Consider the following 14,863-nt stretch of genomic DNA (forward strand, 5'->3'; position numbering starts at 1 on the left):
TATCAAAAAATAGTACCTAAAGTAAAGAAACACTGTGATGAAACAAAAAAAGCCGATCTTGACGATCGACTTTAAGAAAATATCGGTTTAGAATTTTAAGAAACGGCGCATTGATAACACGGAACCAAGCGAACCGATCACGATCCCAATCAGTGCCATCACACCGCAAACTTGTAATAGAAACATATTTGGTGCAATTAAACTGTAATTTGAACGCAGTAAGGATGGATTGACCATTGCATAAACTTGGTGGTAGCCGAAGTACATTAAAGCAATCGGAACGATCGAACCTAAGAGTCCGATCCAGCCGCCTTCAAGGAAGAATGGCCAACGAATGTAGCCGTTTTTCGCCCCCACCAGACGCATGATCTGAATTTCTCTTTGACGAGACAAAATCGTGATCCGAATCGTATTAGAGATCAGGAACATTGCCACAAAAATCAATAAGACAGCAGCAGCTAAGCCCCAAGTCCGCACAGCAGCAGACAATTCAAAGATTCGGTCAGAAGAATCTCCGCCGTAATCGGCTTTGAAAACATTTGGCAATTCGCCAGCTTGCTCAGCGATCTCTGTCGTATACTCTGGATCTGTTGCACTGACGACAAACACGTTATACAGCGGATTGCTGTCGCCTTCGAACAAGTTCCATGAATCCCCCATTGCATCTTGGATCTTCTGCAATTCTTCGTCTCGGCTAGAAAATTTCACTTCTGAAACGTTCGGCAGATCATTTAAGGACTGTTCCAAAGCATCCATGTCTTCTTGTTCCGTACCAATATCAACGAAAACCGAAACGTCCACATTCTCGCGAATGTCTTCGGCTAGTTTTGTTGCATTTAAGATTACACCTAGAAAAATACCGACTAATGTCAGTGTGATCGTTACCGCACTCAATGACGCAATAGTCATCCAGCCGTTACGCTTTAAACTTTTGATACTCTCCAGGAGATGACGGAAAAATGTTCTAATCATCGTAACCATATTCTCCTTCCGCTTGGTCGCGAATAATGCGGCCATTTTCAATCGCGATCACGCGATGACGAATCGTGTTTACGATCGTACTATTATGGGTCGCCATAACGACCGTTGTTCCTTGGGCATTGATCCGATCAAGCAGCTTCATGATTTCCCATGAGTTTTCAGGATCTAGATTCCCCGTTGGTTCATCCGCAATCAATACTTTCGGCGTATTTACGATGGCACGAGCGATCGACACCCGCTGTTGTTCCCCACCGGAAAGCTCACTTGGAAATACCCGCACCTTATGTTTCAGGCCGACCAAGTCTAACACTTCCATCACCCGTTTTTTGATATCACGAGGTTTGCGGCCGATAACTTGCATTGCATAAGCAACATTTTCAAAGACCGTTTTCCGTGGTAAAAGTTTATAATCCTGAAAGACCACGCCGATTTCTCGACGCATCAATGGGATCTCGCGGTTTTTCATGCCGACCAAATCATATCCTGCGACATTCAAAACGCCTTTTGTTGCTTTTTCTTCCCGATACATCAATTTGATAAAGGTTGATTTGCCGGCACCCGATGGGCCCACGACATAAACAAACTCTCCTTGATCAATTGAAATCGAAAGGTTACGGATAGCAGTCGTACCATTAGAGTACTTTTTCATTATATCTTTCATTTCTATCATACAGCTATCTCTCCATCTCAAATTTTCATTCTGGCTTATTATAGCATGAATATATTTCACCTTGCTTGCAACAGATTACAATTATGTTTCAATCTGTTTAAGTCACACAAGGTTATTTTTGATTCAGTTTCAGCTTCAAATACGCGTCGATAAAGCCATCCAAATCGCCATCCATGACTGACTGTACATTCCCAGTTTCGAAATTCGTTCGGTGATCTTTGACCATCGAATAGGGATGGAAGACGTAAGAACGAATTTGCGAGCCCCAACCAATTTCTAACTGCTCGCCTCGCAAAGCTGCTGCTTCTTGTTCTTTCTTTTCGACTTCTAGTTGATACAGCTTGGCTTTCAACATTCCCATCGCTTGCTCACGGTTTTTCAATTGTGAGCGCTGGGCTTGGCTAGCAACGACCGTTCCTGTCGGAATATGGGTGATCCGCACAGCAGATTCGGTTTTGTTGATGTGCTGTCCACCCGCACCACTTGCGCGGTACGTATCGATTTTCAAATCATCTGAGTTGATTTCCACATCGATCGCCCCATCTAATTCTGGCATCACATCCACCGAGCAAAATGACGTGTGCCGTCTCTTGGCTGAATCAAAAGGTGAGATCCGAACTAAACGATGAACGCCTTTTTCCGATTTCAAATACCCATAGGCGTTGTGGCCTTTTACAAGTAAAGTGACACTTTTGATCCCCGCTTCATCACCAGCTTGATAGTCGAGGGTCTCTACTTGATACCCGTGTTGTTCGCAAAAACGAGTATACATCCGTACCAGCATGCTGCCCCAGTCTTGTGATTCGGTACCGCCTGCACCAGGATGAAGCTCGATGATGGCGTTATTTCGATCATAGGGTTCATCTAACAGCATCGACAATTCATAAGACGCCATTTTCTCGTTTAGCTTCGTGATCCGTGCTTCAAGTTCTGCTTCCATTTCTGGGTCTGCTTCTTCTTGAATCATTTCCAACATCACTTCCAGCTCTTCCAATTCTTCTGCTAACTGATTGAACTGATCGTAGGTCTCTTTGTTGGCATTGTTTGCGTTAATGACTTGTTGAGCTTTTTCTGAGTCATCCCAAAAGGTGGGATCTGCCATTTGGTGTTCCGCTTCCGCAATGTCCTCTTCTAACTGATCTAAGTCAAAGAGACCCCCTAAAACTGATTATTTTTTCATTCATCTGGGTCAATTGATTCCGAATATCTGCGATTTCCATTAAAATTCCTTCTTTCTTTTTTTCTTACAAACGAAAGTAGACTGGACAAAAACGTCTGCCAGCCTACTCTCAACTTTTTCAAAACGTGTTACATATTTTTCCCGTGGCAATTCTTGAATTTTTTCCCGCTGCCGCATGGACAAGGATCGTTACGACCAACGTTTTTGAAACTTGGTGCTTGGGCAGCAGGTGCTTCTTCTACCCCTTGTGCTTCCCCTTGAGCAACTTGTTCCCGTTGAACGTTTTGACGAATCTCTGCCTTCATAAAGAGACGAGTTACTTCATATTCGATCGCTCCAACCATGTTCTCAAACATATTGAATCCTTCTGTTTGGTACTCAACTAATGGATTGTTTTGTCCATAAGCCCGTAACCCAACCGATTGACGCAGCTGATCCATAGCATCGATGTGGTCGGTCCACTTCGTATCGACAACTCGTAAGATGACGACTTTTTCAAATTCCAGTAATTGTTCTGGACTATTAAGTTGTGCTTTCTTTTGTTCAAAGACTTCTTCTGCCCGTTGGTTTAGGTAGTCTTTGATCTCTTGAGCTGATTTGCCCTTGATGTCCTCGATACTGATAGTATCTTCATGAACAAGTGCATTCGCCGCAAAATCAACGATTCCTTCGTAGTTCCAATTGCTTTCTTCTAATTGCGTATGACTGTCGACGACTCGGCTGATGGAACGTTTCACCATATTCATTAATTGTGGTGAAAGATCCGTTTCTTCCATGATCACTTCTTGACGTTGTCCGTAAATAACTTCCCGCTGTTCTCGCATCACGTCATCGTATTGCAAGACGTTTTTCCGAGTATCGTAGTTATTTCCTTCCACTCGTCGTTGGGCAGATTCTACTTGTTTTGAAAGCATCTTGCTTTGGATCACGGCGTCGCCTTCATCAATCTTCATCCGATCCAAGAACACTTTGATTCGTTCAGAACCAAAACGCTTCATTAAATCATCTTCTAGCGATAAGTAAAATTGCGACATCCCTGGATCTCCTTGACGTCCCGCACGTCCCCGTAACTGATTATCGATCCGTCGTGATTCATGACGCTCAGTACCGATAACTGCCAAGCCGCCTAGTTCTGCAACACCAAGACCTAACTTGATATCCGTTCCCCGACCAGCCATATTGGTCGCGATCGTTACAGCGCCTTTTTGTCCAGCATTCAAAATGATTTCTGCTTCTTTAAAGTGATTCTTGGCATTCAATACTTCATGAGGAACTTTCTCACGATCAAGCATTGATGACAGTAATTCAGAAGTCTCAACAGCGACCGTCCCTACAAGCACGGGTTGTCCTTTGCGGTGACGCTCTTTGATGTCTTGAACGACTGCTTGGAATTTGCTCGTAAGCGTTGGATAAAGCAAGTCCGCACGATCATCCCGTAAGATTGGTTTGTTCGTAGGAATCTGAATGACTTGCATGTTATAGATTTCTCGGAACTCTTCTTCTTCCGTTTTCGCTGTACCGGTCATCCCAGACAGTTTTTTGTACATCCGGAAGTAGTTCTGGAATGTGATCGTCGCCATCGTTTTGGTTTCATCTTCGATTTCGACACTTTCTTTCGCTTCGATCGCTTGATGGAGCCCATCAGAATATCGGCGACCATCCATGATCCGACCTGTAAATTGGTCAACGATCATTACTTTCCCATCTTGCACGACATAATCGATATCGCGAATCATAATGTAATTCGCTCGTAGTGCTTGATCCAAGTGATGGGTCAATGCCGTGTTTTCAATATCATACAAGTTTTCTAAGCCGAAGGTCTCTTCCGCTTTTTCGATCCCACGTTCTGTCAAACCGATCGTTTTTGATTGGATATCGATTTTGTAGTCTTCTTCTTCCGTCAAGCGTTTGACAAAATTGTCGACCCGATTGTATAGCGCAGTTGATTTTTCTGCTTGTCCTGAAATGATCAACGGTGTTCTCGCTTCATCGATCAAGATCGAATCGACCTCATCGACGATGGCATAGTTTAATGGACGCTGTACCATTTGATGACGGTAAACCACCATGTTGTCCCGCAAATAGTCAAACCCTAATTCATTGTTTGTACTATAAGTGATGTCACAAGCATACGCCGCACGTTTTTCTTCTGCTGATTTTGAGTTGATGTTCAAGCCGACCGTCAACCCTAAAAAGTTGTACAGCTCCCCCATCTCAGTCGAGTCACGAGTTGCCAAGTATTCATTGACAGTTACGACGTGGACACCTTGACCGCTCAAAGCATTCAAATAAACAGGTAATGTCGCCGTCAAGGTTTTCCCTTCACCAGTACGCATCTCTGGGATATTCCCATCATGCAAGACGATCCCACCCATTAATTGGACGTGGTAAGGATAAAGGCCCAAAACGCGTTTTGCAGCTTCACGTACTACTGCAAAGGCTTCAGGTAATAATTTATCCAAAGTCTCTCCCTCTTGGAAACGACGACGAAATTCATCGGTTTTCCCGCGTAATTGTTCATCAGATAAAGCGGCCATTTCATCCGCATGTGATTCAACTTGATTCGCAATATGGTCAAGACGTTTTAATTCTTTTTTGTCGTTTTCGATTAATTTTCTAAAAAAATTGGCCATACCTTAATAATTCTCCTTTTACTTCTGCATTATCCTAGCTGGAAACTCTCCTAACTATTTTAGCACTAGTTCACCATAAATGAAATATTTTTCGATAGAACTATCGCATCAATCTTGCGTGATAAACGGATTCTTAACCTTTTTTCACAGATTTTAAAGAAACGCAGGAAAAAAAACACGCAACAAGCCATTGATCGGCACTGAAAGTCCAGCACACGCCCAAACGTCTTGTTGCGAAGGTTTGCAAATTATGCCGTTTTAAAACGGGTTTTTAAGAAAGCTAAGAAGAGCATCAGTAGCATGCCTAAAGACTGAATCCCGATCATCAAGACGATATCAGCGCCAATAAATCCTGCCAACATCGCAACGAGAGAGCCTGCCCCCAGTGCATTTAAAATCACGTTCGTGCTTTCTTTGAAGCTGCCGATTGTCGATAGTCGTGATTTTTTCGTCAACCAGAGGAAAAACGCTGCCCCTATGACTAGAATACTATTCATTGCCACCAATAAAAATGCCACTGTGATCGTCTGACTGAAGAAAATCGCTGTCTCGTTGTTGCGATAGAAGCCGTCTTCGATCGCTTTTTGAAACGAAGCCGCATCATCTACTTGATCAGGTGCCATTTCCGCCGTGTACCGCATTTCATAGTGATAGGTTTGTCCATCGATTTCTTCTTTGATGGTCCAGTCTGTTTCCCGAAAATTGATGGCGTATTTCGCTTTTTCAAGAGCCGCTTCTGAAAGCGCAACGCCTATGATCCCCGCTTCTGTTTGGGAAAAGACTTGTGACTCATCCGCTAAAAGTTTGCCATCTTCCAGCTGCAACTCATTGTATTTTGCTGCCGTTTCTGCCGTCACGAGTGTTTTTACATGGGGAAAAAATGCCGCAAAGGCTTGATCCGTTTGCTTGCTGATCATTAAGGTCAACGGGATCATCAGCAAGGACATCAAGAAAACATAGACGAACACTTGCTGCCAGCGATTTAATTTTTTACGCCATGCATAGACTTTTGTTGGAGAAAAAATGGCCCCAAAGTACGTTAAGGGAAATCGTTGTTCAGACATCCTATCATTCCTATCCTTTTGTTCCGCCAGAGGTCAAACCTGAAACAAAGTATTTTTGTAAGAAGAAAAACAGTGCAGCGATCGGTACGGCGATCAAAATCGCCCCTGCCGCAAAGAGTGCGACCCGTTGGTTACGGGCATCATTGATAAAGGTTTGTAGCCCGACTGCGACGGTCAAACGCTCTTGTGAGCGAAGCAAGAATCGCGCCAGCAAGAATTCGCCGAATGGTCCCATAAAGGCCCACAATGCTTGGACGGCAACCATTGGTTTTACGAGGGGCAAAACGATTTGCCAAAAGATACGAAAATGCCCTGCACCATCAAGTTTTGCTGATTCATCCAAGTCGATGGGTACCGTATCAAAGTACCCCTTCATCAGCCAAGTATTCATCGGAATCCCACCACCGATATAAATCAGTGTCAAGAACCAGAAGCTATCTAGACCGTTTGCTAATAAGCCCATGACATAAAAAGCGGTCAACGCCGACATTGTCGGTACCATTTGAACGATCAAGAACACCATCAGACTACTTTTACGACCAGCAAAACGGTAACGACTGTAAGTATACCCTGCTAACGTTACGATCATTACTTGAATGATCATCGTCGAAACGGCCACGATCAAGGTGTTTTTATACCATGTCAAATACGGGGTTTCATTGAATAAACGTCGAAAGTTGTTCAATGTCCAATCCGCATCAAAATCTAAGCGAAAAGCGATCATGTTCCCTGCCTTGAAGGCTGAGGTTGCGGTAATCAACAAGGGATAGATGATAATGATCGATAACGCGATCATAAACAAGTAGGTAAATAATTTGCTGAAAGAAAACTTCTTCTTTTTCATCCTCAATCCTCCATATTAAATGCATTCGTCTTTTTAAACACCAGTAATGAAATGGAGATCACCACAAAGGAAATGATCAAGGTCAATGCAGAAGCAATCGAATATTGTGGTGAGCCGCCGGTCGTCAGTTTGTAGATCCATGAAATCAAAATATCTGTCGATCCAGCATTTCCGCCTAAACTTCCTGGTCCACCTTCGTTAAATAGATAGATCATCGAGAAGTTATTAAAGTTCCCAGTATATTGCGTAACGAAGGTTGGGGCTGCTACCAAAAAGATTGCCGGCAGCGTAATGTTCCGAAAACGCTGCAACGCATTGGCTCCATCCATTTTTGCTGCTTCATACAAATCTTCGGAAATGGATTGTAAAATCCCCGAAACCATTACATAGATGTAAGGAAACCCTAACCAACCCTGAATCAAAATAATCGCCGTTTTCGTCCAAAACGGATCAGTCTTCCAAGCAATGTTCCCAATATCCACAAAAGGCAGATTGTTCAATAGCGGGATCACCTGCGTATTGATCGCTCCTGCGGTATCATTAAACATATTTGAAAAACTCATGATTGTGATAAACGCTGGCACCGCCCAAGGAAGCAAGAAAATCACCCCAAAGACGCGACGAAACTTCACAAATTTTTGGTTGGCAACAACTGCTGTCAGTATGCCGAGTGTAATTTGCAAGGTGGTTGCTAAAACGGTCCAAATCACCGTCCAACTGAATACTTTTACAAAGGTGTCGCGGTAAGAACTTAAGGTGAAGATATTCGTGAAATTCGAAAAACCGATCCAGTCGATTAAGTTTGCTGGCGGAATGTGTCGAAAATCATAGTTGGTAAATGCCATAAAGAGCGTCACCATTACTGGAAAAATAATTGCTACGATCATTACCAAGTAGGCAGGGATCGTCAGTAAGTACGCGAACCCATCTTCGTATAATTTTTTGAAAAATTCTTTTCTCGTAACAGCTACCGGGAAGCCTTTTTCAATGCTTTGCCGAACCTGATAAGCATCTTTGATATTTAAAACCCAAAAGATAATGAAAATAACGGTAACGATGACCTGCAGTGTTCCTTCAATCAACAAGAACAAAGAGTTGTCTTCCATCGGTACTGATCCGAGTGTGACAAAGTTATAAAGTGCTTGTCCACCAAACAAAAGCATTTCGACCAGAAAAATCAGAAAGGCTGCAAAAAAGAGACCCGCTTTGAATTTCTGACCATTTTTGAATTGTCCCCCACCAGGGATGATTGAAAGAAGCGCTGTCTGCATGGCTTGTGAATTCGTCCTCATATGTATCCTCCTTAAAATCGAAAGTCTGCCAAGCGGCCGACGATCGATAGAAAACAATCTCGTCAAGCAATTTCTTGCGTGCTACGTTGCAAGGAATCCTTTTGACAAACATCCTCTATAGAATCGTCGACATGAATGACAGACCGTAATCGGCTAATTATTAGTATTTCTGCTCAATCGCTTCTTCGATTGTTTTGGCAGCATTATCCGCTGCTTCTTGAGGAGTCATATTGCCTGAACCTGCATCAAACAGCATGTTTTCAGCCCCTACCCAAACCTCAGACATTTCAGGGATATTTGGCATTGGTTGTGAAACACTGTATTGCTCAATCACTGCTTTTGCTACTGGATCATCAGAAGCAGCGACTGTTTCTTGAGCCATAATGTTCGCTGGAATATCATGACGCATGTCATACAATTTCTCTTGATTGGCTTCGTTGGTCAAATACTCGACAAATTGTTGAGAAACGTCTTTGTTTTGTGAGTAGTTAGATACCACCCACGCTTTTCCGCCGCCAAATGTTTCATAGTCGTTGCCGTTGTTTAGCGTTGGGATTTTCGCTACTCCATAGTTGATGCCTGCTTCTTCAAAGCCGTTCACGCCCCATGGTCCATAAATGATAGCTGCTGTTTTGCCTTGATTGAAGTAATCCAACATCAAGTTTTCGTTGGCTGATACATCAAGCATTCCTTGCGGCCAGACATTTTGGAACCAATCAGTTGCATACGTGATTGCTTCAACAGAACCTTCATTGTTCAGCCCTAGATCAGATGGATCTGTTCCTTCATCACCAAAGACATACCCGCCATGCCCCGCTAATAGACCATACGTATAATAAAAGTCCGTCCAACGAGCTAAGAAACCAACATTGTCATCGCCTTCTGCAAAACGATCATCTTTTGCTAGTTCTTCTAAATCAGAAAAAGTTGCTGGTGCTTCATCGATCAAGTCTTTGTTGTAGAACATGACAACCGCTTCGATCATTGCTGGTGCGCCATAGATCTTATCATCGATGGTCACTTGTTGCTTGTCTGTATCGCTGTACCGTCCATCATCTGGCAAAGTCATTTCTGCCAAATGCCCTTGGGAGCCTACTTGACCCACACGGTCATAAGGAGACATCGTAACATCTGGGCCTTTCCCAGCAGGACCGTCTAGTTGAAGCGCATCCATTTGATCGAACATGTCCATTTCCACAACGTTGATGGTGACATCATTTTCAGATTCAAAGTCAGATTTCACTTCATTGATATAATCAATATAGTCTGCGCCTACAGAGACCGTGATCGTTTTTTCATCGCTACCTGAACCTGCATCTGCATTACTACCATCGGTACTACCGCCGTTGCCGCCACATGCTGCAAGCGCTAACAACGCACTTCCTGAAACTAATCCTAGAGCTGCCTTTTTCCAATTCACTTTCATCCTGTTTACCTCCTGCAATTTGTAACTCTATTATGCAACCGGTTTCTTAAAATGGCAAACATTTTCTAAATGTTAGCGATAACAAAAATTGAAAAAGCCTTTAAATTAAGATATTGAGTAATTGAAAAGAAATTGCGCAACCATTTGCTTAATTTTTCACCTTGTGGATTCTCGAACCACGAGTTGCGGTAAAAAACGCTGTTGTCGCTGGCTTGTATCGTTCTGTTCAATTTTTTGGATCAGTAATTCACCACAAGCTTCGCCCATCTCAACGATGGCTTGCTTCATAGTCGTCAACTTGGGCGAGCTGACCTGATCCAGGAATACCCCATCGTAGCCGACAATCCCAAAATCCTTTGGTATCTGCGCGCCAATCGACTGCAAGCCTTGATTGATGCCTAGGGCCAAACGATCCGTCGCACAAATAAAACAAGTATTTTCCGCAAATTGCTCCTTCTGTGCTGTGATAAAGGTGCGGGCTGCGGAAGAACGGTTCTCAAAACGATGGATTTTTGGTGCTTGTCCTGTTTTTGTGACTGTATCTATGTACCCTTTTTCTCGGCTTTTCGTAAATGCTTCTTCCAACTCTAAACCAATATAGACCAAGTGTTGATAGCCAGTATCGAGGGCGTGTTTACAAGCAGAAACGATCCCTTGGTAGTTGTCACTATCAACAAAGCTGAATCCAGCTTCATTTTCACCAAATAGAACGACGGGTTTCTTTAAATTTTTTATCCAGTCCATATCCTTTTGGCGAAATCCCGTAATGATACAACCATCTGCTGGGCCACGATCCACCCCATCCGTCGTAACCAGCTGCAACGAATAATGCGCTTTGCCGATGGAACGAGCGATCCCCACTAATAAATTCATATAGTATGGCTCCGTCGTGTCCATCTCCTCTAAGATATACACTTTGATGATATGGGAACGCTTGGAAACTAATGATTTGGCAGCAATATTCGGTTGATAATCCAGTTCTAGCATTGCTTGATGAACGAGCTGCTTTAGCTCTTCGGTCACTTTATCTGGATGGTTGATCACTCGAGAAACGGTCATTGCGGAAACATTTGCTTTTTTGGCGACATCTGCTAACGTAGTCATGATTCACTCTCCCTGTATTATTTCATCTATAGTATAACACAATAAAACAAAAGAGAAACAAAGCCAACTTTTATATAGAAAGATTTCTTGCTTCATTCCAAAAGATAAAAAAACAGAGTAGCTTCTCAGCTACTCTGTCAAAAAAGACTTTTTTTGGGGTGTCGCCAAAAGGATCCCACACGTGTTAATCCGTTTCGATCAACCCGTATTTACCATCTTTCCGACGATACACAATGCTCGTTCCATTCGTTTCCGCATCTTCAAAGATAAAGAAGTTGTGTCCAAGCATGTTCATTTGTAAAACAGCTTCTTCACTATCCATTGGTTTTAAAGACAAACGTTTTGTACGTACGATGTCTAAATCAGAACCATTGGTTTCTTCATCGTTTGCTTCAGTTGTGAACAAATCACCATCTGTTGGCGGAACCAACGCTGTCTCACGAGATTTGCGATTGATTTTTGTTTTGAATTTGCGGATTTGGCGTTCCAATTTGTCAACAACCAAATCGATACTAGCATATAGATCAGGTGAAGTTTCTTCCGCACGTAGAACTAGGAATGGTAAAGGAATCGTTACTTCTACTTTTGCAGTTTTTTCTGTATAAACTTTCAAATTAACGTGTGCTGTTGCTTCTGGCACATCATTAAAATAACGTTCTAATTTACCTACTTTTTTCTCGACGTAATCACGGATCGCTTCTGTTACCTCGATATTTTCGCCACGCACATTATATCTAAACATAAAAATTACCCCTTTCGTCTACCAGTAAAGAAGGAAAAGGACCACTCTTTTCTTCTTCTTAACTCTATTATATCGAACTCTTGGTCATTTGCCTAGTAAATCGAACAATTTTCTTTAAGCGTTTTCAAAATAACGTTTCAACGAGCAATAGAAAAAGAACGAATCGACTGGGGGCCAAAGGACTGCAGTGCTTCAGCTGCATGATATAACGTTCTACCGGTAGTATACACATCATCGATCAACAATAATTTTTTCCCTTTGATTTCACACGCTACATCTGGCTTCACTGCAAAGGGTTGCGCCTCTACTAATCGTTGCCTGCGAGAACGTTGTGCCTGTGGTGCGGTATCAACAACTTTCTCCAGTAACTCTTGAAATCTGACTCCGGCGGCTTCCAGCACAGCGGTGACTTGATTAAACCCTCGCTGTTGGTAACGCTCTGCCGATAGTGGGATGGGAATCAAACACTCATAGTCAAACCTGTTGAGTTTTTGTTTGATCACAGGCGCAAACGTCCCCCGCAACTGATAGTTTCCCATCAGTTTGTATTCGTGAAGCCAATCCTTCATTCCTTGATCGTAAGCAAATAGCGCTCGGTGCTGCAATTGTATCATGGGACACGTTTCTTCCCAATAGAGACAATCGCTGCAAAACTCAGTTTCTTTTTTTCCACACGAAGGGCAGCAGGTTCGCCAATCGATCACTGAAAACTGTTGGGCACATTGCGGGCACAATTCATTTTCTGGGATACGCCAAGGAGCCAACACCTCAATGATCGTTCGTTCTCTAGGAAAAGTCCTTTTACACCAACTACACACCATCGGTCAGCCAGCTTTTTGCCAATTGGTTCATTTCCTTGATTTCGTTGAGTGCTTTTCGGATCGCTTCCGTCATTTGGTCGTAGAAAAAAATGACCTCCCCTTCCGTATAGGCCCCTTTACGATCGACACGACCAGCAATTTGCACGAGCGCCGATTTTGTAAAGACTGGATGATTAGCACCCAATACGATGACTGAGACGTTTTCAAACGTCACCCCACGCTCTAAAATCATCGTTGTAAACAACACCTTGTAAATCTGTCGACGAGCAGACGCTACTTTTTCGCTCCGTTTTTGATCTTGCGACGAAACGCTAGTCAAAGACCATGACGTGCCTTGTCGGCGGACAGCCGCTTCTACTTCCTTCATCAGCGCAATGCTTGGACAAAACACCAAGACAAAGTTTTTTTGAAGCAGCCGCTGCAACTGCTGCAGCAATGGTCGCAGCCAACGTTTTCTGCGATAAGCCTGCGCCCAGTGACTATAATGAACAGGTTTTGGAACGATCAATGGACGCTGATGAAACCGCAGCGGCATTCTCAAGACAGCGAATTTTCCACGAATTTCTTGCAGCAGTCGTTCTGAAGGCGTCGCACTTAAATAGATCAGACACCCGTTTTTGGCTAAGGCATTGTATAATCCGTAACGCAGCTGCGCATCGCCCTCGTAGGGAAATGCATCTACCTCATCCACCACGATCAGTTGAAAGCTCCGATAAAAATGCAGTAGCTGATGGGTGGTGGCAATAAGGATGTTTGTGTAGCGATAAGGCTCTTCTGATTTTCCATAAAGGAGCAAGCTTTCCTCTTGTGGAAATGCTTGCTGAATTCGCGGAAACAATTCACGACAAACATCGATCCGAGGTGAGACGATCGCCACTCGACCACCTTCTTGCCGAACGTAGCGGATCGTTTCAAAGATCATTTCGGTCTTCCCTGAACCCGTGACCGACCAAACAAGTGAGGATCGTTTTTGTCGACAATTAGACACCAATTGCTGGGAAATTTTTTGCTGAAACGGCGTCAATGCTCCTGGCCAGACGATGTGGTGATCAATGGCTGGACTTTCCGTAGGTTGAATCACCAGTCGCCCATTTGATGTGATCCGACCATAGCGAATACAGGTTGGACAGTAATAGCTGCCTATCGGTAATTGCACCGACGGCTTGCGGTGGGAAGAACCGCATCGCTGACAAACGATTCTCTGCCCCTGCTCAAGCATTGCCGGTCGAGAATCAAAGGGTTTTCCTAGATTCATTGTTTCATCTAAAACAAAAAATTGTCTTCCTTTTTGATTGGTCATAACATACACCTCAGTTTTAAGTACGCAAAAAAATCGGTTCAAGTACTTTTTGAAAAGTACTTGAACCGATTACAGGTTTCTTGTTTGCTTCAACAGCAGGTCTTGCTTATTCGCCGATCAATGTCAAAGCTTGATCTAAGACTTTTTCGCCGTTCATCATGCCGTAATCTGCCATGTTGATTACTTCTAAAGGAATTCCTTTTGGCGCTAGACGTTTCTCAAAATCGCCTTTCATGAAACGAACTTGTGGTCCTAATAATAAAACATTTACGTCTTTGCTTTCTAAATGTTGATCTGCTTCTGAAGCGGAAACTGCAAAAATATCTGCTTCTAATCCTTTTGCTTCAGCTGCTTTTTGCATTTTTGTTACTAATAAGCTTGTACTCATTCCTGCAGAACAAACTAACATAATTGTTTTTTTCGCCATATCGAACACTCCTTGAATTTTAAGAATAAGATAACATTTCCTATCTCTAGTATAGAACAAGTTTGAAATTTGTCAACGCTTTCTATCCAGCAGCCAGTTTGATTTTACTAAACGGTTAAAAACGACATACTCTTTTTTTAAATTGACGAGGACTACCTCATAGCCGGCATTCAGCCACGCATAGGCCCCGTTTTCAGGATGTCGGTAATCATTTGCCCACCAATCCGTACTCGTGCGGGCACTTTTGGGCAAACCGGATGCTGGGAAAAGAAATTCATCAAACTGGGTAAAGGTTAACGTAATTTGTGAACCGCCGTTGTTTTTTAAATAGTGCGTGATCGTATCGTACTTTTTGCGTCTACCCAAAGCAACTGCCTCC

The 14,863-nt window shown here is 43.2% G+C and carries 13 protein-coding genes and 2 pseudogenes; all 15 read right to left on the bottom strand.

All coding sequences use genetic code 11. The features are described from left to right. Window positions 1–87 precede the first annotated feature (87 nt). The 15 genes and pseudogenes from ftsX to IGJ44_RS12315 all read right to left on the bottom strand — a co-directional run bounded on the left by ftsX (window position 88) and on the right by IGJ44_RS12315 (window position 14,850). Window positions 88–972, bottom strand: coding sequence for a permease-like cell division protein FtsX (gene ftsX / locus IGJ44_RS12245; protein WP_010749773.1), 885 nt, complete (start codon window positions 970–972; stop codon window positions 88–90). After that, complete coding sequence (gene ftsE, locus IGJ44_RS12250) at window positions 965–1,651, bottom strand: cell division ATP-binding protein FtsE (RefSeq protein WP_005228783.1); 687 nt, start codon at window positions 1,649–1,651, stop codon at window positions 965–967. Before ftsE ends, ftsX begins: the two co-directional genes overlap by 8 nt. A 112-nt stretch (window positions 1,652–1,763) precedes the next feature. Further along, a protein-coding gene (gene prfB / locus IGJ44_RS12255; RefSeq protein ID WP_167826960.1) for a peptide chain release factor 2 occupies window positions 1,764–2,871 on the bottom strand; the annotation gives its coding sequence in 2 pieces (ribosomal slippage) (window positions 1,764–2,798 and window positions 2,800–2,871; 1,107 coding nt in all). Window positions 2,872–2,959: 88 nt separating this feature from the next. Then, window positions 2,960–3,034: pseudogene (locus IGJ44_RS12260) on the bottom strand (SEC-C metal-binding domain-containing protein); the annotation flags it as partial. A gap of 45 nt (window positions 3,035–3,079) precedes the next feature. Beyond that, window positions 3,080–5,464 (bottom strand): annotated as a pseudogene (gene secA, locus IGJ44_RS12265) (preprotein translocase subunit SecA); the annotation flags it as partial. A gap of 248 nt (window positions 5,465–5,712) precedes the next feature. Then, on the bottom strand, window positions 5,713–6,528 hold the full coding sequence (locus tag IGJ44_RS12270) for a DUF1189 family protein (protein ID WP_074536084.1): 816 nt from the start codon (window positions 6,526–6,528) through the stop codon (window positions 5,713–5,715). A 10-nt stretch (window positions 6,529–6,538) separates the two neighbouring features. Further along, window positions 6,539–7,372 carry a sugar ABC transporter permease gene (locus tag IGJ44_RS12275; protein ID WP_016608756.1) on the bottom strand — a complete coding sequence of 278 codons (834 nt, stop codon included), beginning with the start codon at window positions 7,370–7,372 and terminating at the stop codon, window positions 6,539–6,541. A gap of 2 nt (window positions 7,373–7,374) precedes the next feature. After that, on the bottom strand, window positions 7,375–8,664 hold the full coding sequence (locus tag IGJ44_RS12280; protein ID WP_010749778.1) for a carbohydrate ABC transporter permease: 1,290 nt from the start codon (window positions 8,662–8,664) through the stop codon (window positions 7,375–7,377). 160 nt (window positions 8,665–8,824) lie between these two features. Next, window positions 8,825–10,090, bottom strand: a complete 1,266-nt coding sequence (locus IGJ44_RS12285) for an extracellular solute-binding protein (protein WP_015510171.1) — start codon at window positions 10,088–10,090, stop codon at window positions 8,825–8,827. A 156-nt stretch (window positions 10,091–10,246) separates the two neighbouring features. Beyond that, complete coding sequence (locus tag IGJ44_RS12290) at window positions 10,247–11,194, bottom strand: LacI family DNA-binding transcriptional regulator (RefSeq protein ID WP_074536086.1); 948 nt, start codon at window positions 11,192–11,194, stop codon at window positions 10,247–10,249. A 184-nt stretch (window positions 11,195–11,378) separates the two neighbouring features. Next, entirely contained in the window at window positions 11,379–11,936 is a 558-nt protein-coding gene (hpf, locus tag IGJ44_RS12295; RefSeq protein ID WP_005231866.1) for a ribosome hibernation-promoting factor, HPF/YfiA family, read from the bottom strand. 137 nt (window positions 11,937–12,073) lie between these two features. After that, the gene (locus IGJ44_RS12300) at window positions 12,074–12,550 is read right to left on the bottom strand and encodes a ComF family protein (RefSeq protein ID WP_016608760.1); all 477 of its coding nucleotides are present in this window, start codon (window positions 12,548–12,550) and stop codon (window positions 12,074–12,076) included. A 196-nt stretch (window positions 12,551–12,746) separates the two neighbouring features. Further along, window positions 12,747–14,057, bottom strand: a complete 1,311-nt coding sequence (locus IGJ44_RS12305) for a DEAD/DEAH box helicase (RefSeq protein WP_074536088.1) — start codon at window positions 14,055–14,057, stop codon at window positions 12,747–12,749. A 106-nt stretch (window positions 14,058–14,163) separates the two neighbouring features. Beyond that, the gene (locus tag IGJ44_RS12310; RefSeq protein ID WP_005228768.1) at window positions 14,164–14,484 is read right to left on the bottom strand and encodes a PTS sugar transporter subunit IIB; all 321 of its coding nucleotides are present in this window, start codon (window positions 14,482–14,484) and stop codon (window positions 14,164–14,166) included. 72 nt (window positions 14,485–14,556) lie between these two features. After that, a complete protein-coding gene (locus IGJ44_RS12315) occupies window positions 14,557–14,850 on the bottom strand; it encodes a DUF7662 domain-containing protein (protein ID WP_005228767.1) in 294 nt (97 codons plus the stop codon). Between the last annotated feature and the right edge of the window lie 13 nt (window positions 14,851–14,863).

Source organism: Enterococcus sp. DIV1368d (assembly GCF_050542975.1).
GTDB classification, from domain to species: domain Bacteria; phylum Bacillota; class Bacilli; order Lactobacillales; family Enterococcaceae; genus Enterococcus_D; species Enterococcus_D casseliflavus.

What these genes read in the sequence shown, in the direction of transcription:
- IGJ44_RS12305 (WP_074536088.1), bottom strand. Translation starts at nt 14,057, where the DNA reads ATGACCAATCAAAAAGGAAGACAATTTTTTGTTTTAGATGAAACAATG.
- IGJ44_RS12290 (WP_074536086.1), bottom strand. Translation starts at nt 11,194, where the DNA reads ATGACTACGTTAGCAGATGTCGCCAAAAAAGCAAATGTTTCCGCAATG.
- IGJ44_RS12275 (WP_016608756.1), bottom strand. Translation starts at nt 7,372, where the DNA reads ATGAAAAAGAAGAAGTTTTCTTTCAGCAAATTATTTACCTACTTGTTT.
- IGJ44_RS12270 (WP_074536084.1), bottom strand. Translation starts at nt 6,528, where the DNA reads ATGTCTGAACAACGATTTCCCTTAACGTACTTTGGGGCCATTTTTTCT.
- IGJ44_RS12280 (WP_010749778.1), bottom strand. Translation starts at nt 8,664, where the DNA reads ATGAGGACGAATTCACAAGCCATGCAGACAGCGCTTCTTTCAATCATC.
- IGJ44_RS12300 (WP_016608760.1), bottom strand. Translation starts at nt 12,550, where the DNA reads ATGATACAATTGCAGCACCGAGCGCTATTTGCTTACGATCAAGGAATG.
- ftsX (WP_010749773.1), bottom strand. Translation starts at nt 972, where the DNA reads ATGATTAGAACATTTTTCCGTCATCTCCTGGAGAGTATCAAAAGTTTA.
- IGJ44_RS12310 (WP_005228768.1), bottom strand. Translation starts at nt 14,484, where the DNA reads ATGGCGAAAAAAACAATTATGTTAGTTTGTTCTGCAGGAATGAGTACA.
- hpf (WP_005231866.1), bottom strand. Translation starts at nt 11,936, where the DNA reads ATGTTTAGATATAATGTGCGTGGCGAAAATATCGAGGTAACAGAAGCG.
- IGJ44_RS12285 (WP_015510171.1), bottom strand. Translation starts at nt 10,090, where the DNA reads ATGAAAGTGAATTGGAAAAAGGCAGCTCTAGGATTAGTTTCAGGAAGT.
- ftsE (WP_005228783.1), bottom strand. Translation starts at nt 1,651, where the DNA reads ATGATAGAAATGAAAGATATAATGAAAAAGTACTCTAATGGTACGACT.